General features: G+C 68.3%; 29 protein-coding genes. 5 read left to right on the top strand and 24 right to left on the bottom strand.

The genetic code is table 11. The annotated features are described in order from the left end of the window. Positions 1-8: 8 nt before the first annotated feature. The 10 genes from ACIA6C_RS28145 to ACIA6C_RS28100 form a co-directional block, all read right to left on the bottom strand. The gene (locus ACIA6C_RS28145; RefSeq protein ID WP_399280000.1) at positions 9-161 is read right to left on the bottom strand and encodes a hypothetical protein; all 153 of its coding nucleotides are present in this window, start codon (positions 159-161) and stop codon (positions 9-11) included. 18 nt (positions 162-179) lie between these two features. Then, positions 180-2,270, bottom strand: a complete 2,091-nt coding sequence (locus tag ACIA6C_RS28140; RefSeq protein ID WP_399279998.1) for a hypothetical protein — start codon at positions 2,268-2,270, stop codon at positions 180-182. A gap of 10 nt (positions 2,271-2,280) precedes the next feature. Further along, entirely contained in the window at positions 2,281-2,616 is a 336-nt protein-coding gene (locus ACIA6C_RS28135) for a hypothetical protein (RefSeq protein WP_399279996.1), read from the bottom strand. 63 nt (positions 2,617-2,679) lie between these two features. Continuing rightward, complete coding sequence (locus ACIA6C_RS28130) at positions 2,680-2,910, bottom strand: MerR family transcriptional regulator (protein ID WP_399279994.1); 231 nt, start codon at positions 2,908-2,910, stop codon at positions 2,680-2,682. A 123-nt stretch (positions 2,911-3,033) separates the two neighbouring features. Further along, the gene (locus ACIA6C_RS28125; protein WP_399279992.1) at positions 3,034-3,477 is read right to left on the bottom strand and encodes a hypothetical protein; all 444 of its coding nucleotides are present in this window, start codon (positions 3,475-3,477) and stop codon (positions 3,034-3,036) included. Between the two features lie 464 nt (positions 3,478-3,941). Further along, complete coding sequence (locus ACIA6C_RS28120; protein WP_399279990.1) at positions 3,942-4,223, bottom strand: hypothetical protein; 282 nt, start codon at positions 4,221-4,223, stop codon at positions 3,942-3,944. After that, positions 4,220-4,765: a hypothetical protein gene (locus ACIA6C_RS28115; RefSeq protein ID WP_399279988.1), complete on the bottom strand. Its 546-nt coding sequence runs from the start codon at positions 4,763-4,765 to the stop codon at positions 4,220-4,222. The genes ACIA6C_RS28120 and ACIA6C_RS28115 overlap by 4 nt, the downstream gene beginning before the upstream one ends. Continuing rightward, positions 4,762-5,307, bottom strand: coding sequence for a hypothetical protein (locus ACIA6C_RS28110; protein WP_399279986.1), 546 nt, complete (start codon positions 5,305-5,307; stop codon positions 4,762-4,764). Before ACIA6C_RS28110 ends, ACIA6C_RS28115 begins: the two co-directional genes overlap by 4 nt. Beyond that, positions 5,307-5,654 carry a hypothetical protein gene (locus ACIA6C_RS28105; RefSeq protein ID WP_399279984.1) on the bottom strand — a complete coding sequence of 116 codons (348 nt, stop codon included), beginning with the start codon at positions 5,652-5,654 and terminating at the stop codon, positions 5,307-5,309. The genes ACIA6C_RS28110 and ACIA6C_RS28105 overlap by 1 nt, the downstream gene beginning before the upstream one ends. Before the next feature lie 114 nt (positions 5,655-5,768). Then, positions 5,769-6,128, bottom strand: a complete 360-nt coding sequence (locus ACIA6C_RS28100; protein ID WP_399279982.1) for a hypothetical protein — start codon at positions 6,126-6,128, stop codon at positions 5,769-5,771. 140 nt (positions 6,129-6,268) lie between these two features. Between ACIA6C_RS28100 and ACIA6C_RS28095 the strand changes: the two genes are divergently transcribed. The 4 genes from ACIA6C_RS28095 to ACIA6C_RS28080 are packed head-to-tail and all read left to right on the top strand — an operon-like array spanning position 6,269 to position 8,049. Further along, positions 6,269-6,502 (top strand): hypothetical protein, encoded by a 234-nt coding sequence (locus ACIA6C_RS28095; protein WP_399279980.1) that lies wholly within the window; start codon positions 6,269-6,271, stop codon positions 6,500-6,502. Further along, positions 6,502-7,347 (top strand): helix-turn-helix domain-containing protein, encoded by an 846-nt coding sequence (locus tag ACIA6C_RS28090; protein WP_399279978.1) that lies wholly within the window; start codon positions 6,502-6,504, stop codon positions 7,345-7,347. The genes ACIA6C_RS28095 and ACIA6C_RS28090 overlap by 1 nt, the downstream gene beginning before the upstream one ends. Beyond that, entirely contained in the window at positions 7,344-7,805 is a 462-nt protein-coding gene (locus ACIA6C_RS28085) for a DUF6221 family protein (RefSeq protein WP_399279976.1), read from the top strand. The genes ACIA6C_RS28090 and ACIA6C_RS28085 overlap by 4 nt, the downstream gene beginning before the upstream one ends. Before the next feature lie 49 nt (positions 7,806-7,854). Next, complete coding sequence (locus ACIA6C_RS28080; protein ID WP_399279974.1) at positions 7,855-8,049, top strand: hypothetical protein; 195 nt, start codon at positions 7,855-7,857, stop codon at positions 8,047-8,049. A gap of 9 nt (positions 8,050-8,058) precedes the next feature. Here ACIA6C_RS28080 and ACIA6C_RS28075 read toward each other — a convergent pair whose 3' ends face one another. The 13 genes from ACIA6C_RS28075 to ACIA6C_RS28015 form a co-directional block, all read right to left on the bottom strand. Beyond that, positions 8,059-8,331 (bottom strand): hypothetical protein, encoded by a 273-nt coding sequence (locus ACIA6C_RS28075; RefSeq protein ID WP_399279972.1) that lies wholly within the window; start codon positions 8,329-8,331, stop codon positions 8,059-8,061. An 11-nt stretch (positions 8,332-8,342) separates the two neighbouring features. Next, positions 8,343-8,801, bottom strand: a complete 459-nt coding sequence (locus ACIA6C_RS28070) for a hypothetical protein (RefSeq protein WP_399279970.1) — start codon at positions 8,799-8,801, stop codon at positions 8,343-8,345. 20 nt (positions 8,802-8,821) lie between these two features. Further along, a complete protein-coding gene (locus ACIA6C_RS28065; protein WP_399279968.1) occupies positions 8,822-11,134 on the bottom strand; it encodes a hypothetical protein in 2,313 nt (770 codons plus the stop codon). 62 nt (positions 11,135-11,196) lie between these two features. Next, a complete protein-coding gene (locus tag ACIA6C_RS28060) occupies positions 11,197-11,571 on the bottom strand; it encodes a hypothetical protein (RefSeq protein WP_399279966.1) in 375 nt (124 codons plus the stop codon). Between the two features lie 2 nt (positions 11,572-11,573). Continuing rightward, the gene (locus ACIA6C_RS28055) at positions 11,574-12,506 is read right to left on the bottom strand and encodes a hypothetical protein (protein WP_399279964.1); all 933 of its coding nucleotides are present in this window, start codon (positions 12,504-12,506) and stop codon (positions 11,574-11,576) included. 3 nt (positions 12,507-12,509) lie between these two features. Beyond that, positions 12,510-12,980 (bottom strand): hypothetical protein, encoded by a 471-nt coding sequence (locus ACIA6C_RS28050; RefSeq protein ID WP_399279962.1) that lies wholly within the window; start codon positions 12,978-12,980, stop codon positions 12,510-12,512. A gap of 144 nt (positions 12,981-13,124) precedes the next feature. Then, positions 13,125-13,361: a hypothetical protein gene (locus tag ACIA6C_RS28045; protein ID WP_399279960.1), complete on the bottom strand. Its 237-nt coding sequence runs from the start codon at positions 13,359-13,361 to the stop codon at positions 13,125-13,127. Positions 13,362-13,557: 196 nt separating this feature from the next. Then, positions 13,558-14,652, bottom strand: a complete 1,095-nt coding sequence (locus tag ACIA6C_RS28040; RefSeq protein WP_399279958.1) for a hypothetical protein — start codon at positions 14,650-14,652, stop codon at positions 13,558-13,560. Between the two features lie 31 nt (positions 14,653-14,683). Then, positions 14,684-14,911: a hypothetical protein gene (locus ACIA6C_RS28035; protein WP_399279956.1), complete on the bottom strand. Its 228-nt coding sequence runs from the start codon at positions 14,909-14,911 to the stop codon at positions 14,684-14,686. Positions 14,912-14,942: 31 nt separating this feature from the next. Further along, positions 14,943-15,110 carry a hypothetical protein gene (locus tag ACIA6C_RS28030; protein ID WP_399279954.1) on the bottom strand — a complete coding sequence of 56 codons (168 nt, stop codon included), beginning with the start codon at positions 15,108-15,110 and terminating at the stop codon, positions 14,943-14,945. Then, on the bottom strand, positions 15,110-15,277 hold the full coding sequence (locus ACIA6C_RS28025; RefSeq protein WP_399279952.1) for a hypothetical protein: 168 nt from the start codon (positions 15,275-15,277) through the stop codon (positions 15,110-15,112). Before ACIA6C_RS28025 ends, ACIA6C_RS28030 begins: the two co-directional genes overlap by 1 nt. Beyond that, positions 15,277-15,528 (bottom strand): helix-turn-helix domain-containing protein, encoded by a 252-nt coding sequence (locus ACIA6C_RS28020; RefSeq protein WP_399279950.1) that lies wholly within the window; start codon positions 15,526-15,528, stop codon positions 15,277-15,279. Before ACIA6C_RS28020 ends, ACIA6C_RS28025 begins: the two co-directional genes overlap by 1 nt. Before the next feature lie 167 nt (positions 15,529-15,695). Continuing rightward, complete coding sequence (locus tag ACIA6C_RS28015) at positions 15,696-16,448, bottom strand: GntR family transcriptional regulator (RefSeq protein ID WP_399279948.1); 753 nt, start codon at positions 16,446-16,448, stop codon at positions 15,696-15,698. A 518-nt stretch (positions 16,449-16,966) separates the two neighbouring features. Between ACIA6C_RS28015 and ACIA6C_RS28010 the strand changes: the two genes are divergently transcribed. Further along, a complete protein-coding gene (locus ACIA6C_RS28010; RefSeq protein WP_399279946.1) occupies positions 16,967-17,347 on the top strand; it encodes a DUF6907 domain-containing protein in 381 nt (126 codons plus the stop codon). An 87-nt stretch (positions 17,348-17,434) separates the two neighbouring features. Here the strand turns inward: ACIA6C_RS28010 and ACIA6C_RS28005 are convergent, their stop codons facing one another. Next, complete coding sequence (locus tag ACIA6C_RS28005) at positions 17,435-17,707, bottom strand: hypothetical protein (RefSeq protein ID WP_399279944.1); 273 nt, start codon at positions 17,705-17,707, stop codon at positions 17,435-17,437. Between the last annotated feature and the right edge of the window lie 161 nt (positions 17,708-17,868).

Here is a 17,868-nt window from a genome sequence, read left to right as displayed (position 1 = left end):
GAGACCTCCTAGGTCCGTTCCCGCTCGGTCAGGATCGCCCCGAGTGACAGCCATGAGTTGGCCAGTTCGTCCAGGCGTTCCATCAGGGGCAGGTTCGTCAGCTCAAGCTCGGCTTGGACAAGAAGTCTGACCGCGTGCCCAAGCGCCTCATCTGCGTTCATCGGCATCGCTCCTCCGACTCACTGGACGCCGTACCACTGGCTGCCCCAGCCGGTGGAGATGATCGACGTGGACTGCTGTGTGAGGTCGAGCGTCGACGGCAGACTCGTCTGGGCGCTGAGCATGTTCGAGTACCGCAGGCGTGGCGCGGTCAGGCCGCAGTTCACGGTGATGCCAGCGCCGGTCGCTTTGAAGGTCAGCGAGTTCGTGGTCCAGGTCCCGTTGAGCAGCATGGCGATGAAGTATTCGCCGGGCGCGGCGGTGAACGGTGTAATCAGGTCGACGGGCTTTCCGGTGGCGCCGCTCATCAGAGACGTTGAGATGTCGGCGGTGACGCCGACGAGGGTGCCTGAGCTGTTGTAGACCCCGAGGTAGCAGTTCGCGAGGGTGGCGCCAGCGTCGACGCCGGCGAGCCCGAACCAGATCTTCGACCACGTGATGGATGCGCCCTTGATGGTGAGCTTCACCAGCGTGACGCGGCCGACGACACCGCCATTCGACTGGGCGGTGACGTGACCAGCGTCGTTGGGGTCGCCGGTCCAGGCCAGCAGACCCTGATCAGACGGCTGCGGTGCACCGTTCGACAGGTTGATGCCGGACGCGGCGGGGGCGCTGCCGGAGATCTTGACGACCTCCAGCAGGGAACCGGCCTTGAGGAGGACTGGGCTCGCGTTGCTCGTCTGCTGCGCCCACCGCAGCCGCAGCAGGCCGGGGGTCGCGCCGGTCGTGACGATGCCTCGCGGGGTTGCGATGATCCCTGCCAGGGTCGCCGAACTGGCCATCACGCCGATGTCACTGCCGGAGCCGAACTGGCGAGCGGCGACTTTGAGCTGCGCCGACCCGTCAGGGACGGTCGTGCCGAGAGTGCCCGCGAACGGAGCCCATCCGCCGGTCGCCCCGGATGGGACGGTGTAGGTGATCGTCGCGTCCGCCGACTCCGGGCCGTCGAACAGCAGCGTGGACGAGAATCGATAGACCGAATTCGCTTCCAAAGACGCGAACAAATGCCCGTCGTCAGCGACCGTCGTCGTTGAGGTCCGCGACTCGTCGACCGCCTTGACCACAGTCTGCGTGAGCGCGGACAGTGCACCGACCGCGGCACTGGCAGCCCCGGCAGCGTCTGCGCCGATGTCGGCTGCGGTGAGGGCGTCGCTGCCCCCGGTCGCGTGGCTGGCCTTGTGGGCGGTCGGCGTCCGGGCGTCTGACAGGCGGGAGTCGTCCCCTGCTGCGACGGTGCCAGCGACTGTTCCGACGGCGCGAGTCGCCGAGTTCCCAAGGCCCAGGTTCGTGCGTGCCGTGGCCGCCGAGTTCAGGCTGGCGAGGTTGTCGGTCTTGGTCAGGGCCGACCCTTCGACGGCACTGACCCGCCCCTCAAGGGTCGCACCAGCAGCAGATGTGTACGCGCCGATGTCCGCCGGGCTGAGCACGTCACTACCGCCGGTGGCATGACTGGCCTTGTGCGCGGTGGGAGTGCGCGCGTCGGAGAGACGCGAGTCGTTACCGGCGGCGACGCTCCCGGCTCCCGTGCCGATGTTCGCGACGGCCGCCGAACCGAGCCCCAGGTTCGTGCGTGCGGTAGATGCCGATCCGAGGCTGGCCAGGTTGTCGGCCTTGGTCAGCGCAGTGTTCTCAACCGCGGTGACGCGACCCTCGAGGGTGCTGCCCGCGGACGCCGGGTAGGCGCCGATCGCTGCCGGGCTCACCGGGTCACTGCCGCCGGAACCGTGGCTGGCGGCGTGGGCGAGGGGGGTTCGGGCGTTCGTCATGCGGCTGTCGTCGCCGGCCGCGACGGTTCCCGCCGAGGTTCCGACGTTCGCGGTCGCGGCGCTGCCGAGGCCCAGGGCTGCGCGTGCTGCGAGCGGTGAGAGCAGGTCGGACAGGTTGTTCGCGACGAGGAGCGCCCCGGCTGCCCCGCCGCCGCTGATCGGCTGTCCGCTGCCCCATGCGCCGGCGGTCTTCGGCCCGTAGATGACGAGCGAGGACGGGGTGGCGTTGTTGATGTACCAGTCGCCGTCGATGCCGAGGCTGGACGCGGGGGCGCCGGATCCGGTCAGGATGCTGTTGCCGCGGGGGCCGGAGGTTCCGGCGGAGGACACGATCACGCTGGTCATGTCGGCCTCCCTACGGGCTGCTGGCCAGTCGGCTGTAGAAGGCGCCCTCAACGAGGCAGATCTGGGTGGGGAGACCGGGGTCCATCCACAGGGCGAATGGCCGGCAGCCGGTGCCGAGGGACGCGGTGGCCGTGGCTGTGAGAACGACCTGGACGACTGCTGTCGTGGTGTCGGCGGTGATGTAGCCCTGGCTGGTGGCTGTCGCGGCGACTGCCACAAGGGCGGGCACGGCGGCATCTGTGGCAGACGGGCGGATGGCGAACTCGAACGTCTTGCCGGTGATGTTCATCGGCTGGCCGTCGTCGTCCCGGAGCGTGAATGTCGCGCTCCACTGGGCGCCAGCCACAGTCGACGTCCGCCAACGCAGAGGCAGCTCGGGCATCGGCCACCCCCGATCAGCGATGAAAGGTCAGGCGGCCTGCAGGCTGTAGGTGCGGCGGGCCCGTTCCCGGGTTGCCTTCTCGGCGCGGATCACGTCGATGGCCCGGTACAGGGGGCGGCCCCGGTAGTCGCTGCCCGCGGCTTCAAGGCGGCCCCGGTAGGCCCAGTTCCGGACCACGTTCGGGCTGACGCGGGCGGCTTCCGCAGCATCGGCGACGGACCAGAGGGTCGTGGTGAGGTCCACGTCCAGGTCGACCATTGAGGCTCCTCCCGATCCGGCCCCCGGAACGGCAAAAGGCCCTGACGATGTGAGTCGTGAGGGCCTTGAGCACGTATGGGCATGCTGCGCGTGCTGCAATCATCACGCGTGATGGCGTGAAAATCAAGCCACTTGGGTGACAACTGCCGCAAGCGCCTTGACATAGACCTTGTATTCGGCGTCCGTGAGGATGCGCTGGCAGTCGGGGTCACGGCATTCGATGTACGGCCGATCGCCGACGAGTCGGAGGTCTCGGGACTCGGCGAGATACGGTCCATGACATCCAGGGCACGGGGCGAGCTTGCGGACGTCGTGCTGCGGGTGGGCCTTGACGAACCGCTGGGCGGCACCGTGCCAGCCCCGGATCTGCGCCGCCGGATTACCGTTCCCCCGCTCGTGCGGCTCACCGGCCGCCGGGTGGTACTGCATCATCCAGTCGAGGTGACCGCTCAGAACCCGGGTGCAGTCGGTGATGCGCCGACCTTCCGTGATGCCAGCGTGGTTCGGGTCGGCGTCGTCTTGCCAGATTCCGCGGCGGACGAGGACGTCCGTCTCCAGCTCCTCCATCTCACCGAGGATCAGCTCGGTGAGGAGGCGTGCGGCCTGTCCGGGCCATGCGGGAGTGTCGCTGGAACGGGAGCCAAGGGTGGCCGTGCTCGGGGAACGGGTGGCGTACAGGGCCTCGAGGTAGATGCTGGCTATGAGTTCGGGCAGCTCGGCTAGCTGATGGCGAGCCCGTTCCGTACAGGCGTCGCACTGGACGGGACGCCCCCAAGCGGGGGTCAGATGATGCTGGGCGCCAGTCTCCTCGAGAAGAGTCTCGGCGCGACGCCAGGCCGAATTACAGAGGCCGGGACAAGGGGCGGTGGTGTGCACGGTGGCTCCTCGACAGCGGTGGTGCGGAGGACGCGGGGCGACCTGGCGGCGGCGATCACCCACGCGCCCAGAATGGCATGACGTGCAGACAAGGCAGTTGCACGATGGCGCAGGGGGCAAGACTTGGTTGTCGCTCCTGCGGGTGCCGCTCGTGCTCACGGGGGCGGCTGGCCGGCCTCGCAATAGCAGTCGGGGTCGGCGTTGCAGTGGCCGTACTGGTGTTCGTCGATCCGGTGGCCGCAGTCGCAGGGTTCGGACGGCAGCGGGTCGGCGAGCCCAGCGGCGCGCAGCCGGTCATGGACCGCCCGGAGTTGGGGTGCGGCCTCGGCCGCCGGGGCGAGGCCGGCAAGAAGCTGCGCGGCGAGGCTGGTGAACCGGCCGAGTTCGCGGAGGACGGTGTCGCGCTGGTCAGCGCTAAGCGCGGTGGGCTTGGTCACGGGGTGGGCTCCTGCGGGTCGAGGGCGGCGCGGATGTGGCGGAGCGCTGCGAGGTAGCCGCCCGTCAGGTCGGCGCTGGTCGGGGTGTCGCGGACTGCGGCTTCTATGCGGTCGCATTCGGCACGGACGCGGACGAGCACGGCTTCGGCCTGCTCGGCGCGCTGCTTCGCCGCCCGCCATTGACGGTTGCGGAGGCTGATCTGAGCCCACAGATTCTGGAGCTGAGTCGGTTCGGCACCATTCGCCCGAAGGCCTGCCCGAAGAGTGCGAAGTTCGGTCTGGGCGGTGTCGGCGCGGCGGCGTTCAGCCTTGGCGGCCTGCTCGGCACGTTCGGAGCGGCGTCCTACGAGGGTGGTGAGGTGGGCAGCGGCAGTGATCGAGTCTTTGGCATCCTGCTCGGCCTTGACCAGTCGCGCGTACAGCTGGTCGAGGACGTCGCTGGTGATCGTTGCGACGATATAACGGACGGGCTGCTCGGCGGTCGGCCGCTCGCGCTGCTGGGCGTAGTGGTTGGCCCAGTAGATGGGGCCGCCGCCAGTCACTGGCCCTCCCGGGAAGCGCGGTTCGTGCGACGGGCCTTCATCCGAGCGAGGATCTGCGCGCTCGACGGCGTCACCCACGAGTGCCATCCGACTTCTGGGTGATACTGCCGGCCGTGGTGGCCCTCGCTCTCGCCGCAGTGCGTGCAGCCGTAGGGGTCGGGCAGGCGAGGCACGGAAACTCCCATAGCGGCCTTGCCCTGATCAATTGCGGCGGCGATGCACTCATGGAGGTATCCAGGCCCGACCTCCAGCTCCGCCAGGCGAGCCCGCATCTCATCCAGCTCCTCGGCGGTGACCAGCGGCGGGAGGCCGTCGGCCGCCTCGATGTCCGAGAAGCCACAGGCGGCCACGTACTCCCAGTCATCGCGGGTGTAGCCCCGCGCTTCCCACACTTCTCCCCCGAGGAGACACCACCCAAGGGCGACCTGCGAGCCATCCTCCGGATGGGTAGTGATCACGTCGCAGCGGAAGGCCCAACGGCCCCCATCGCGGTAGGTGTAGCCGGGTTGACAGAAGCCGCCATTGCTACCATCGCCAGGCATCAGCAGAACTCCAGCGCGCAGAAGTCGTAACCCTCGGCATCGACGTGGTAGCCGGCCCTCTCGTAGCCCTGCCGGATACGGGCCTTGCGCGGCCAACCGCATGAGTCGGTCCGCTCGCGAATCGTCTCCTCCATCTCCGCAGGGGTGTACTGCACGCCGTGTTCGGCACGGATGACGACGTGCGACTGCCGGAGAAACTCCAGCCACGCTTCGAGACTGGTGAGCCCCCGGTCGGGATGAGATCGCATGAGGAACCGCCATCCCTGCGCGTACTGGCCGATGTGCAGGCCTTCGCCGCCAGCCTCACCGCCGGGAAAGGGGCCGAACGCGTAGTAGTTCACGGACATGGGGTCTCCTCAGTCTTCGTCTGTGTCGTAGTCGTGGTCGTACACGTCGTCCCAGTAGGCGCGGTCGGCGTCGGCCTCTTCGCGGGCGGTGGGTTCCGAGGGCATGGCGGCCTCCTAGGCGGCGAGCTGGTGGGCGGCCCGCTCGAAGCGGGCGGCAGCCGCGCGGTCCTTCGGCCGGTACACGGCGAGACGCGCGGCGAACGCGGCGAAGTCGTAAAGCTTCACGACGGCGGCCTTCCGGACCCTGCCCTTGAGCTTGATCGGCGCGGTGGTCGTCGTAGTTGGCGTCACGCGGTTGGAGAACGCGCCGGCGAACCGCTTCGCGACGCTGGTCTCGATACCGGCGGCGACCAGGTGAGTCCGGGCGGTCTGCGGGGTCCCAGAGGCGACAGCACGGCGGGCCTTACGGGCGGCGCGGAAGTTGATCGCGCGCTGGCGGAGGGTCTGACGGGCGGTGCGGGCCTTGGCGTTCACGGCGTCCCCCTTGCTTGCGGTGTAGCTACACCTTAGGCTCGGGTGTAGCTACACCGCAACCCGTTCAACCCAGAATCTGTAGCTACACCTCAAAGGAGACGAAGATGACGCAGGTAGCTACACCTAGCTACGGTGATCGCATGTCGCCGAACTCGCCTAAGACCCCCGCCCGCCAGGTCCGCATCGGTGACGCCTGGTACGACTTCGACGCAGCCGCTAAGGCCATGGGCACAGAGCGCGCGGCGGTCATCCGCGACCTGATCGACTGGTACATCCGCGAGCCGGGAGCCGCGCTCCCCGAGCGCCCGAGCCGCGACGTTGTCGTGAGGGCCCGTGCCAAGCGCGAGGCCGAATCGAAGAAGGGTGGCCAGTAGTGGGACGCGCCGCCAAGGAAATTGCGGGCCATGCTGTGCAACGACACCGCGGCTCCCACGAGCTCTACCGCCTCTTCGCGGAGGATGGGCGTTTGCTCTACATCGGCATAAGCCACAGCGCTCGCTTCCGCCTTATGCAGCACGTGCGCAAGCCGTGGTGGCCAGACGTGGCACGTAAGGAGATGGAGCGCCACCCGAATCGCGCAACGGCCTTGCGTGCGGAAAGGGTGGCCATCCAGAAGGAGCGGCCGATCTGGAACGTCCAGGCCCGTCCTGCGTTGACCAGCGAGGAGTGCGAGTATCGCCTCTCTCGGCTTGCGGCAGCAGTGGAGCGCGAGTCGAATGCACTCGACCAATCCATCGCAGGTGCCCGACGAGATGGACACTCGTTCCGCGAGATCGGCAACTGGGCTGGGGTCAACCACGAGTGCGCCCGTACCGTTTCCGCGCGTATCAACGGTCCGCTGCCGCCGCAACAAGAAGGGGCTCGCACGGTGAGTGAAAGACGGCAGCGGAAGTCAAAGACACCGAACGCGATTGGCGCAACGGGCGCCGCGGTGGCTGAGAATTTGTCGCGCCTGCGGAAGGTGCGTCAGATGTCCCAGCACGATCTCGCTCAGGCCTTGGCCGAGATCGGACATCCACTGCATGCCACTGCCATCACCAGGATCGAGCTCATGAGCCGACGTGTCGATGTCGACGATTTGGCCGCCTTGGCTTCGGCCCTCGGCGTCCCTCCCGCATCCCTGCTTGAGGCGGCCCAGTGCGAGACGTGCTCTGGCCATCCTCCGCGCGGATTCACGTGTACCGAGTGCTCTGCGACGACGCCGAAGGCTTCCTCATGACCGCCGCCCTGCTCGCCTTCCTCCGCGCTCGCCTCGATGAGGACGAGCAGATCGCGAACGGTCACCAGCAGTGGTCTGCCAGCTGGCACCAAGACGACATGGCCAATGAGATCCGCGACGAGAACGCTGGAACCGTTGCGTTCGTGCCGCGCTCCGGGGATCAGGCGCACATCGCCCGCCACAGTCCGGCCCGCGTCCTCGCCGAGGTCGACGCCAAGCGGCGTCTGCTCGCTGACATCCTTCGCGCAGGCCATGAATGGAACGAGGAGGACCACTGGTACTCGTGTGCCGCCGCTCGTGACCATGAAGGGGAACCGGTCTGCATTGACGAGAGTCGCGCTGGCGGCCCTTGCGACTGTGGCCGTGACGAGCAGGTGGAGCGCAGGGTTCGTCTGCTCGCCCTTCCCTACGCCTCACACCCCGACTTCCGCCCGGAGTGGGCGCCCGATCAGGGGTAGTCCGCTCGTCTGTACACACGGAGACCCCCATGCGCGGCAGAATGCCGGCATGGGGGTCTCTGACGTCTCGTACATGGTTCGGGGCCGGACGCGGGAGCTGTGCCAGACGCGGCTCGAGCGGCTGTGCCACCGGCTGGGCGCGGTCCCGACGTCGGAGCCTGCGGAGTCTCTGGGCGGAGGCTGGATCGCGCGGGCCGTGGAAACGGAAACGGCCCCGGCCGGTGAGGGCCAGGGCCGCGACTAGGGCGATGGATCAGTCGTCCGCCAGAGGGTGTTCGCGCCGATAGGTGGCGATGCACGGCCCGCAGAGGTCGCCTACCTCGGGCTCGCCACTCATGTACAGGTGACTGGTGCAGTAGTAGCCGCCGCATCCGTGCTCGTCTCCGCCGGGGCGCTCGCCGCAGAGGTGGGCGAGGCCGCGGTCGATGTCCGCCTCGCAGCCATCCAGCTCGCAGACGGCCGCGACGCCGTAGCCGGCTTCGATCTTCTCGCCGTTGCGGGTGATCTCGTAGTGCATGTTTCCCATGATGGTCTCCTCTACTTGTTGATCGTCTTGGCGAAAAAGCCGCGGGTCTGCGTGCTGACAGTGTGGTGCTCCTGGCTGACAGGCCCGCTGTAGTGGTGGTGCGTCTCGGTGTGGACGCCCTGGAGTCCGCTCGTGGCGGTCCTGATGAGTGCCCCGACTGCGAGGACGAGGGCGACGGCACCAGCAGCGCCGATGGCGAGGGTGACCGGGTCGACCTGCCCGAGCGTGTAGAGCACGAGTGAAGTCGCGCCGCCGACGGACAAGGCGACGGCGCTGCCGCAGAGCATGAGGGCGCTGGCGTCCGTGGCCTTCTGGCTCATGGGCGGCCGGCCAGGCTGCGGTACGGGCGGGGTTGGGCCTACAGCGGGGATGGGGCTGGGGTCGCGGTAGGCAGTGGCGGTGAGCGCGTCGTTGACGGCGGCGATGAGCTGCTCGGCGTGCTCGTGGTCGGCGTGCTGCGGCTTGGTCATGGCTGGTCTCCCTTGGGGGGTTAGGCGGCGAGAGTTGCGGCGTGCTGGGTGTGGGCCCACAGGCCGTGCCCGAGGTTGGACACTTCGCCGCGCTCCCGTAGCCGCTTGAGGGCGGCCGAGACGGCGTTGGCCTTGACTTCGAAGCCTTCGCTAGCAAGGGCGGCGACGATCTGCTGCCGCTCGAGCGGGCCGCCGGTCCGCTGCAGGAGAGCCGTGATCCGTTCGGGAAGTCGGGGCGGGACTTCGGAAGCAGCGGCGCGGGCCTTGTTCACGGCCGCGTCAGCCGACTTGCCGCCTCCACGCCGGATCGCGGGGCGAGGTACGGGGATTTCGTGGGCGTCACTGTCCTCGGCTTCGTTGCCGGGCGGCTCGTCGGCCACGTCCTCGCCGCGCCGTGCGGCGTCAAGCCAGTCACGGTAGGCGGCGTACCACTTACCGGCCCCGTCGCGGGAGGCGCGCTCCACGCGGTTCTCCGCACCTTCCTCGATCCAGTCGAGGGGGTCCTCGACAAGGGCGCCTCGGAACATTCCGCCTTTCTCCTCACCAGAGGACAGGTAGCCGAGTCCTTCAGTGCCGGTGCCGTTGGGGAACCTTTCCGGGATTTGGGAGGGGCTGACGGCGTCGAGGGAACCGCCGAGGGCAAGCCGGTTCGTCTGGTCACCGTCGGTACGCAGTAGGACAACGTTGCCCATGCGGAGCTGGCCGCGCAGCGTACTGGAGCCGAGTTCGTCGACCTTCGGGTCTTGGAGGACGATCCGGATGCGGACGCCGCATTTGCGGCCCATCTTGGCGATGTCTGCGGCCATGTCAGCGGCATCGGGGAACTCGCGGAACAGGAAGGCTGCTTCTTCGAGTGTCACGGACAGGATGGCGTCGGGCTGGCCGGGGACGAATGCTTTGAGACCGCGCCGGGTGCGGCCTTTGTCGTCGGTCCAGCGGTGGGCGGCGTAGCGGGCGGAGCGGCTGAGCATGACGGCGTGGGCAGCTTTGAGGCCTCGGTAGGCGGCGAGAGCCCCGGCCGCGTAGTAGTCGACGTCGCGAGCCCAGTCGGGGACGGACTGGCCGGATTGGGCGTCGAAGACCCATGACACGATCCCGTTGTGGCGTTCGATGACCAGCAGTTCATCGAGGAGACGGGACTTGCCGGAGCCGGTGCAGCCGACGATCAGGGAGTGCACCACCCCGGACTTGGGTCGCCAGAACCGGTAGAGGGCGGGGCTGCCGTCTGCGCGGATTCCGACGGTGGCTTGGCCGGTCTCCGGGTCCAGAACGCGGGTGTTGGTGAACAGGACGCCGTCCTGCAGTGGATTGCGTTCCATGACGGTGAGTTCGGCGAGGTATGGGCGGCCGGGGACCCCGACGTAGGAGACGCAGGAGGTGTCGACCTGGTAGGCGGAGACGATGTCTTCGATCTTGAGGGAGCCGACCTGCTTGCCACGTTCGGCGATCACGGTGGCACGCCAGCCGTTATCGGTGTCGACGGCCTCTTCCAGACGCGAGCCGGGCAGCTGGCCGCCGCGAGCGGCGATCACCGTTCGCCAGGTGTGCAGCTTCTCCTCGATGCCGGTCAGTTCGACGACCTGCCGGGCGCTGGCGAATAGGCGGACACGGGCGAGGTTGGGGGCTGCGTCGGGGACCGCGTGGACGGCGACCTGCTGGAGCGGGACGCCGTACAGGGAGGCGACCTGTTCGGCCGTGACGGACGCGGTCCGACCGGGAAGGGCGACTGCAACACCTTCCCAGGAACCATTGTCGGCGACGACGACCTCGGTCAGGCGGGTGCCAGGGTGCAGGCCCCGGTCGGCGGTGACATGTTCGGCCCAGGCGGCGATGATCCGTTCCGCGCCGGCCAGCTCCGGGGCCTGATCGCCGCGGCTGCGAAAGCGCCACCACCAGGTGCCGTAGGTGGCACCCCACATGAGGCCAAGGCCCCAGAAGGCGTTTTGGCCCAGCTCAGGACCGCCAGCGGCAGTAGCCCCGGTCATCAGGGCGGCTGCCGTAACGGCGCCGGAGATGCCGCAGATGGCATTCCGGCGGGTGGGAAGGGCGCGCTTCCAGCCGATGGACTTCTTGATGAGCGGCAGGTGCAGGGAGATCGACGGGAAGCGGGCCCAGGCGGCGGTGCCGCTGACAGCGAGCGCACCGATCACGGCGGCGGTCTTTGTTCCGTCGGGTACGGATGCGAGGGCGTCGGCGGCCATGCACATCCCGGGCCCGGCCTGGAGGAGAGCCGTCTTGCCCTTGCTCGCCCAGTAGACCCGGCCGACGCTCTTCACCCAGGAGGGCAGCTCCTTGTTCGCTTCGGTCTTGCTGCGCCGGGTGGTCCGGGCCATGGCCAGTTCCTCTCTCTCAGGAAGGGCAGGGCCGGCGGAGTTCGCCGGCCCTCACTGCGTGGTCAGTCGTTTTCGTAGAAGGCGCCGGCTGCCATGGGGACGGGGGACGCGGCGACGGCGTCTGCGATCGCGCCGTGCTTGCGGTGGGCTGTGACCGCGGCGCGACCGGCCTGGGCTTGGGCGGCTTCGACGGTGGCTTGGTAGGTGCGGGCAGCGGCCTGCTGACCATGTAGTGCGTCGGCGACTTCCCGGATCTGGTCCGTGGTGGTCTCGTCGACATCGAGTTCGGCTAGTCCATCGGCGGCGGACAGCGTCCGGTCGGCTAGCAGGTCGATCCGTCCGACGAGCTCGTTCAGGTCCTCGGCCTGGGCTTCCATCTCGACACGCATCTCGGCGAGAACGCGCAGGAGATCGGCGTGGGTGGTGATGTCCGACATGGCTACTTCCCTTCGGCGTAGTAGGCGGCTTCGGCGGGGGTGTCGAGGTCGGCGTCTGCGACGGCCTCGGCGATCGATCCATGGCGGACCTGCGCGCCGGCGGAGGCGACGACCGCGGCTTCGGCTGCCGCTCGAGATCGTTCGGCGCAGAGGAGGGCGGCGGAGGCCTGGGCTTCCACCAGGTCCTGCAGTTGGGTGACCTCGCCGACGGTTTCGTCGTCCACGTTGAGGCCGCGGAGTTGGGCGCTGATGCTGTCGAGGCGGCCGGCCAGCTTGGCGTCCTTGTCCGCGATGATGGAGGCGGTGTCGGCGTTGATCTGGCTGACGGTGGATACGGCCCGCAGGTAGCGGGTCAGTCCGGCGAGCGAGGTGATCTCGCCGCCCGAGAGGATCGTCATCAGGTCCCTTCCTGTGTCGGGGGTGGCGCCGCCCTGGACGACGCGGAGGCGTGGTGCGGTCCGCGGTTCGGCGGCCGGATCGCCAACGAGCGGCGGGTACGCCGGCGGCGCGGGGATCATGGCCGCCTTGGGGCCGGGCACTTGGGGGTCGTTGGCCTTGGCGGATGTGGCCGCAGCCTGCTTGGCGCTCTTGGTGGCGGCTTTGGTGGTGCGGCGGGCGCGGGCCTTCTGTGCCTCTTCGCGATAGAAGTCGGCGAGGGTCTGCCGGTAAGAGGCCGCAGCGTCTCGGCCCCAGGTGGCACCACCGGCCACGGTGCGGGCGGTGAGCTTGGCAGCGGTACGCCCGAACGTCGCGGGCGCTCCGGCGGGTTCGGCTGTCTTCGCCTTTCCCTCTGCTGTGGCGGGCTTCTGGGCCGCGACCTTCGCCACCGTCTCCTTGTGACGGGGGGTGGCGGCGCCCTTGTGGTCGTCGATGAATCCTTCGATGCCGCGCGCCGCGGCGCTCGCGATCGCTGCCAGCAGGAGCAGCTCCAGCACGGCTCAGCCCCCCAAGCCGAACAGCTGCGCTACCAGACCGGCGAGGAAGCCGGAGATCAGGCGGAGAGCCCGGTTCAGGAACTCACCCACGGGGCCCGGAATGCTCAGCACGAGAACCGGGAGCAGCGCGGCGAGAACCAGGGTGCGGGTCTCGACCTTCCGGGTGACCAGGTCGTTGATGTAGTAGAGGCCGCACACCAGGCCGGCAACGCCGGTCAGCACGAGCCCGGTCCATGCCCCGACGGCGCTCGTCGCCCAGTCGTTGAGAGCGGTGACGTTGTCCTGCCACCACCCGCCGACACCGGAGCTGGCAAGGCCGACGACCGCTGTCGTGATCAGCAGGGCTTGAGCGCGGTCGGTGTGCAGCTTGTTCGTGGCCTTCTTGATGCCGGGCAGTCGCTCGGCGCAGTAGAGGACTGCGGCGGTGGACGCGCAGGCCCCTGCTGAGGCGACGGAAACCGTCGATTCGAGCATCGGATCTCTCCCCCTCGGGGTGGTCAGGGTCTTGACGGTGTGTAATCGATGTGGGAGCCTCGCGCGCGCACGCGCGCTGGCGCGACGCGCACGCGTTGAAGGCAGGAAAGTGGAGTTGGGTGTCACTTCGTCACTTCGTCACTTTCACCGAACGTGACGCAGGCGCCAGTCGTCGAGGGCGGCGGTCAGGTCCGCGTAGGCGCGATCCTGGTCCGCCGCCGGCAGGTCGAGAATCAGTCCTCGGACCTGATCGAAGGCGGCGTCGGCCACCGCCCGCGGGCCGGCCTGTTCGGCGGTGGTCCGCTTCTGAGCGAAGTGCCGAGAGCGGTTCGCTGTCCGCCGGTCGCGGCTCCTCAGTCGCGGTGTGCTCTCAGCGGTCATCCTTGGCCTCCTTTACGAATGAGTCGGGCAGGCGTGCCTTCCGGGTCTGCTTGCCGGGTCTGCGAACGTTCCGCTCGTCGGGGTTACTCGTCGGGGCTTTGACCTGCGGTTTCTTGTCTTCGACTGCTTCCGGCAGTCTCGGTAGGGTCCAGGGGCTACGGCCGCTGGGCCCTACCGGCTATGCCGGGGTGCGGTTCTAGGCGGGTACGGCTTCGGCTTCGCGGGTCTCGATCTCGCCCCAGATGCGGCGGATGCGTCCTTCGCGGGCCTTGAAGTCGGCTTCGAGGAAGGCGGCATACGCCTGGCGGTAGGAGCGAGGCGGTTCCATCGCGTAGCGGAGCCACCGCACGACGACCTCGAGCTGCTCGTCGCTGAGAGTCGTCTTGGGCTTCGGGATCTCAACGCCTGCGGCTCGCGCCAGATCCTTGAGGCTCATGGCGTCCTCGATGGGGACCTGCTCCACCCCGGGTTCGCTGTCCGTTTCGTCCGGAGTCACGGGAGTCGTGGCCGCGGGCTCGATTTCCGGGATTACCTGCGTGGCCACCGTGTGGCCACCCTGTTCAGGCGAGGTGCGGCCAATGGCCGTGGCCACGGGGCGTGGCCCGACCGTCAGGAGCTCCCGGGACATGAAGGCCGCGGCCTTCTCGCCGTGCTGCTTGTCGGCCGCCTCCAGGACATTCTCGGCGTCGGCGCGGGCCTTGCTGATCTTCTTCTGGGCCTTGGTCAAGACCTTGGCTCGGGCGATCTGCCGCTCCATCTCCGCAAGGTGCTCGGCGGTCTCGCCGACCACGTCAGTGCAGGCCTCGGATGCCAACTGCCGGGCATCCGCCGCAGCCAGAGCTCGGGCGTTGCGTGCAGCAGCGGACTGGCCTGCGATCCGTGCGGATGTCTCCGCGTCGGCCAGTGCGTTGTCGGCGAAGAGACGCAGGCCCATGAAGATGGCTGCAGCGGCAGGCACGCCGGCGAAGGCTTGTGCGTGACCGAGGAGCAGCAAGGCGGCTACGGAAGCGCCAAGGGCGAGCGTCGAAATCCCGAGGAAGACGACCATGCCGATCCTGGAACGCTGCCGGATGGCGACCTCCGACATGCGGATGGAGGCGATCCACAGGGCGTCGTAGACGAGGGCGATCGTCCAACCGGCGGCTGTCGCAGCCTCCGCGTCCAGACCGATCCGATGCCCTGCCTGGGGGCCGACGGTCACGGCCGTCAGTACCAGTGCAGCGGCCGTGAAGAGCTTCTCGAGGATGGCGAAGGCGCTCAGCCTGCCCATCCAGCCTTCGATGCGGTCCACTGTTCCTCCTTTCAAGTGAGGCTGGTCGCTATCAGGCGACGTCGGCGAGCGGCTGGTCGTCGAGCTCCGCCAGGAGGCTGCTGGAACGCCGGTTCTCGGCGTCGTAGGCGCTGGCCTCGAGCCAGACTTCGGCGGCGGTGTCGAGGTCACTGCGGTGGATGGCGGCGAAGTAGCGGGCCTTGATGTCCTGGCGGACCTGGTGCTCGGCCCAAGCGGACTCGGTCTCGAGCGGCGTCTTGATCAGGATGAAGGTCGGCATGACGGTGGTCCTTCCGTTGGTCAGGCGGGGGCTAGCGGTAGGTGTGGGGCCGGGCTGCGGTGGCGGAGCCGAGCTGGTCGCGCTGGGCGCCGGCGGACTCGGCGCGCTGGGCCTGCGCCGCCCGGTACTCGGCGTTGCAGTCCGCGGGTGTTGCCGGCTGGTCGATGATGCTGTGGCCCGACGGGGCGGAAGCGGCCATCAGGCGGCGCTCGACTGGCGGCGGACGTAGGAGGCGGCGCGGCGGGTGTCCTCGTCGAGTGCTTCGATCCGGCGGACGCGGGCCAGAGCCTCATCCATCGACGGGTCGGAGTCGGCGGCGACGAGACGCCGGGCCGGGGTGGGCTGGGTGGTGAGCGTGCTGGCCATCAGGCCACCTCCGTCTGCATCGGGGAGACGAGCGATCCGGACAGGTACTCGGCGACCGCCGACTCAGGGACGCGGTAGCCGCGGGGGCGGATCTTGCCGCCGCCGTTGCAATGTGCGGGCAGGCGACCGGCGGCGATCAGGTTGTAGACGGTGGAGCGAGAGACCCGAAGCCGCAGGGCGACCTCGGAGGCGTTCAGGAACTCGGGCGGTTCGGTGGCCACGTTCTCCGCGGCCGGGGTCTCGTGGCGCATGGACGCTCCCGGAGAAGGCATGAGTGGGGTACCGCTTTCAACTTCCACGTGGAAGTTTTCTGCGTGCTCCAAGAGTGCGCCAACTTCCACGTAGAAGTCAACGAGAATCGGCGTCGAAAACACGAAAAGGCCCCCACCCGGATGGGTAGGGGCCGCGTCTTTGCAGGTCAGGCTGGAATCACGTACTCGAGGACGTAGCTGGCCGAGTCGAGGACCATCTCGTTCACCTCGACGATGCGACCGCTCTCCTCGGCCGCGAAGCGGTGGATCTCGATCACAGGAGTACCTCGGGCGATATCCAACTGCTCCTTCTCCTCCTTGTTCGGCATCCGAGATCTCACCTCTTCGCGAAAGAGTGTCGGCCCGTGCCCGAGTTCCTCAAGGCGCGCGTACACCCCACCCCTGCCCGTGTCCTCCGCGGCGATCTCCGTGCCGTCGGCAATGTCGGCAGGAATGTACGAGGTCGCCTTGAGGACAGGCTTACCCTCCACGGCGTATCGGCGGCGGCGCCTCCAGATTGGGGTGCCCTGCGGCACGCCGAGCATGGCCGCGACCCGCTCGTCTGCGTCGACTCGCTCCACCCGAAGATCCAGAAGCGTCGGCTCTTTGTCAACGATGTCGGCACTCCACATGGATCTGCCAGCCCCCCAGACCTCCCGGGACAGACGTTGATTCGCTGGGCGGCGGATGCGCTCGAACTTGCGCACCTTGGTTGGCGCACCCTGGCTCGTGTGAGTCAGGCCTTCATCGCGGAGGACTTGGAGCGCCTTCCATGCGGTGTCTCGGCTGACGCCGTGCTGCGCCATGAGCTCCTTCTCGCCGGGGACCTTGGCGCCTGGGGGCAGCTCGCCACTCTCGATGCGGGCACGGAGTTCGTCGGCAATCGCTTCGTATCCGACGTCACGCTTCTTGCTGGTCAAGGCACCTCCCGGCGGGATCCTACTCGTGGGCAGTTGAGGCGCCGGCCCCGCAGAACTACCGAACGGCTTGACTTCCACGTAGAAGTTGGGGACCGTTTATTCCAGTAGTTCCACCGGTACTCACAGCCACTGACCTGCGATATGCATGCCAGCGGGCTATGCCTGCCTGCCCTCTCGACCACTGTACGCAGAACCTCCACGTGGAACGAGGGTCGGGGGCGGGCGACGCGATAGGAGTCAGGCGATGACGCAAGCTCCGCAGGGGCGAACAGTGCTCTACCGGCACTTCGCCGCTGACGGAGCACTTTTCTGCGTCGGGATCTCACACGACCCGAACGCCCGCTTCGAAGTGCACCTCGGCTGCACCACGCGCACTCACCAAACGGCGTGGCGGAGGCTTCTTCGTCAGGTAGCCGTTCAACAGAACGGCCGGGCGGTCATCACCCGCCCGGCCTGTTCAACCAGCGAGTCATCACCTCGCTGATCAAGAGAGTCCAACCTCGAAGAAGGAGTTCTCGATGACCACTGTACTGCCCGAGGCGGCAGACGTCCCTGTGCCCGCCGTCACCAGTGCCGGGCAGGCGTGTCCGTCATGGTGTCGCGAAGTGCACGGTCCGGGGGTGACGGGGTGGTTGGCAACGCACCAGTCAACGCAGTACGGCCTCGCGAACCCGGCTCCGCTGGAGGGTTATCCCGAGGTCATGCTGCGAACGCAGCTGACCAGGGTCGAGCGCTGCGACCAGGCAAGCCGCACGGTGCTCTACATCGCCGGCGATGGGGACGTGGAGCTCACGGCGGACGAGGCGGACGTGTTCATCCTCCAGGCGCAGGCCTTCGTTGACACCCTGCGCGTTCTGCGCCGGCAGATGGGTGGGGATCGGGCCGCGCTCAGCTCCTGACCCTGATCGCACGGGAGGGCCCCCACCGTGATGGTGGGGGCCCTTCGTCATGCCACCCGACGTGGCGGGGCTTCTTCGTTGCCCTGGTCAGGCCTGGTCGGGCCTCGGGATCAGCTCGGCCTCGGTCATCCATGCCCGGAGCTGGCTGCTGGACGGGAACACCTTCGCGGGTCCGGATCCGTTGGGGGTGATGGAGTCGCGCCGCTTGATGGCGGCCTCGACTTCGGGCGCGTAGAGCGTCTGCCAGCGGGCGAGTTCGTGCTGGTCGGGGCCGGGGACGGCGCGGAGGTGCGTCTCGAGCTTGGCGACCAGCTGGGTGTAGCTGTCGGCGAGTTGGGTTCGGTTGTCGGCCTGGGTCATGCGGTCCGCCTGTTCTTCGGGTTGGATGACCAACGTATGGCGCTGCAGCTGGCGGGCGCATTCCTTTCGCGGAGGGAACTTTCGCGCCGCAGCTCTCCGTCCTGGGCGGTGGCGACAGTTGACTCCAGACAGCAGTGAAGGCCCCGCCCGTGATGGGCGGG

Source organism: Streptomyces sp. NPDC051578, assembly GCF_044454045.1.
GTDB lineage: Bacteria > Actinomycetota > Actinomycetes > Streptomycetales > Streptomycetaceae > Streptomyces.
This window is presented reverse-complemented; position numbering and strand designations above follow the sequence as displayed.